The organism is Pseudomonas meliae (assembly GCF_001400515.1).
Lineage (GTDB): Bacteria > Pseudomonadota > Gammaproteobacteria > Pseudomonadales > Pseudomonadaceae > Aquipseudomonas > Aquipseudomonas amygdali.
In genome coordinates this window covers 1-2225 of sequence record NZ_LJQT01000311.1, presented here as the reverse complement: position 1 = coordinate 2225, position 2225 = coordinate 1, and the positions used below count along the sequence as shown (strand labels likewise).

Below are 2225 nucleotides of genomic sequence, written 5' to 3'. Positions count from 1 at the left end.
ATGCCGTTCTGGACGCTCTGCGTCCTCTTTATGACTTCTTAGCTGGAGCGCAGGGAACGATAGGTATCCGAAAGAACACCTCACGCGCCCCGCGCCGCACGGGCACAACAGTGCGCTGGTTCAGACGCGGAAGTGGCTGACCATCGTTTGCAACTGGCCTCCCAGACGCGCCAGTTCGACGCTGGAGGCTGCGGTTTCTTCGCTGGCTTCGGCGGTCTGCTCCGATACGTCGCGAACGTTGACGATGCTGCGGCTGATTTCGTCGGCCACCGAGCTTTGTTGCTCGGCGGCGGCTGCGATCTGCTGGTTCATCGCCTGAATATTCGACACGGTCCGGGTGATGCTTTCCAGTGACGTACCGGCCCTGCGCGTCAACTCGACACTGCTGTCAGTCAGTGTGCGGCTGCCAAGCATGATGCCCGACACCTGACGCGTGCCATTCTGCAATGCAGCCACCAGGCCCTCGATCTCCTCGGTGGACTGCTGGGTCCGTTGCGCCAGGCCGCGGACCTCGTCGGCCACCACGGCAAAACCGCGACCGGCTTCCCCGGCACGCGCGGCCTCAATGGCTGCGTTGAGTGCCAGCAGGTTGGTCTGCTCGGCAACCGCCTTGATTACATCCATAACCTTGCCGATCTTGTCGCTTTCCTGCTCCAGCACGTTCATTGCATCGGATGAGCGAACCACCTCGGCGGCCAGTCGCTCGATCTGCTGGATGGCTTCGCCGACGACCTTGTCACCCTCACGGGCCTGCTTGTCGGCATCGGAGGCAGCGACGGACGCCTGCTCGGCATTGCGTGCCACTTCGTGCACGGTGGCCGACATTTCATGCATCGCGGTCGCCACCTGATCGGTCTCGACCTTCTGGCTGTTGACCCCGGCGCTGGTCTGCTCGGTAACCGCCGACAGCTCTTCGGCAGCGCTGGCAATCTGCGTGACGCCGTCACGAATACCGGAAATCAGCTCGCGCAGGGTGGTGCCCATGCGCTGGATGCCCTGCTGCAACACGCCCAGTTCGTCACGTCGGGTGACGGCTTCGGTATGAGTCAGGTCGCCAGCAGCGATGCGCTCGACAATCGCCAGCGTGTCGCGCAGCGGCCGGGTGATCTGCCGGGTAATGACGATGGCCGCAAGAATGCCCAGCAACATGACCAACAGCACGCAACCGATCTGCAGATTACGCGCCTGAGCAGTGTCATCCTTGCCCATCTGCATCTGAATGCCATACAGCTCTTCGCCCAGTTTGACGATGGCAGCCCCTTGGGAAGTCAGGTCCTTACGCACGCTCGCAGCAGTCTGAGTGGTGGCCTTGAAAGCGTCGACCGAGCTGCGGTAGCTACGAAGAGCGCTTTCAAACTGGGCAATCTGTTCGCGGTTGGCAGCGCCAAAAGTGGTTTTGAGCCTGTCCAGATGACTGATCGCCGTATCCAGTTGCTGAAAAGCTGCTGTCTCGGTCTTGTCATTGGGGTTGCTGGTATAACCACGTACTTCATAGCGAACCAGAATCAGGTCTTGCCTGGCGGCAGTCGCCAGTTGGGCCTGATCAAAACGCGCCGGGTCCGCAGGATCGATCTGCGTGACGGCATCGTTCAACGAGTCGACAGCCCGCATGGCAACCATGGCATTGGCGGTCATCTCGTTACGCACTTTGGCACCAGCCTGAAACGCAGCGCGCATGCTGTTCAACGAGGCTTCATAGTCACGGGTGACATCGGCCAGTTCGCGCAGAGGCTTGAGGTTGAGCGGGTTGTTGAAGCTGATGAGCAGTGATTGCTGCTGCGCCTTGAAGACATCCAGCTTGCTCTGCATGTTTTGTGCGGCGGTTTCATCGCCGTCAGTCAGCATATATTGCAGGCGCGCGACCCGCAGATTGGTCAAGTTGTCACTCAACTCAGTGATGTCGCCGATTCTGTCGGTGCGATTGATGAGTTTATCGAGGCTGGTCCAGCCAACCAGGGCGAGAATGGCAGTGAAAAAAAGAACCGTCCCAAAGCCCAATGCCAACTTCATGTTGACGCTGATATTCGCAAAGCTGCTGTTCATAAAATCTCCTGAAAATGCTTTTTGTGCGCGACGAAAGAGCTGAAGATTTGTTTTTATGGACAGCAAACCCGCGCGCCAGAGCTATCGGCTGCAGAAGAGCAAAACTTGATCAAAAAAAAGGCAATCAGCGTTCGAACGCCGATTCGAGAGGAGAATCGGGGGGCTGCAAGCCCCCGATCCGG

At 59.0% G+C, this 2225-nt stretch carries 1 protein-coding gene and 1 pseudogene; both read right to left on the bottom strand.

What is annotated here, in order from left to right; genetic code table 11:
• Positions 1 to 120 precede the first annotated feature (120 nt).
• Positions 121 to 825, bottom strand: a complete 705-nt coding sequence (locus tag ALO64_RS26860) for a methyl-accepting chemotaxis protein (RefSeq protein ID WP_370684024.1) — start codon at positions 823 to 825, stop codon at positions 121 to 123.
• 198 nt (positions 826 to 1023) lie between these two features.
• A pseudogene (locus ALO64_RS26855) lies at positions 1024 to 2010 on the bottom strand (methyl-accepting chemotaxis protein); the annotation flags it as partial.
• Positions 2011 to 2225 lie beyond the last annotated feature (215 nt).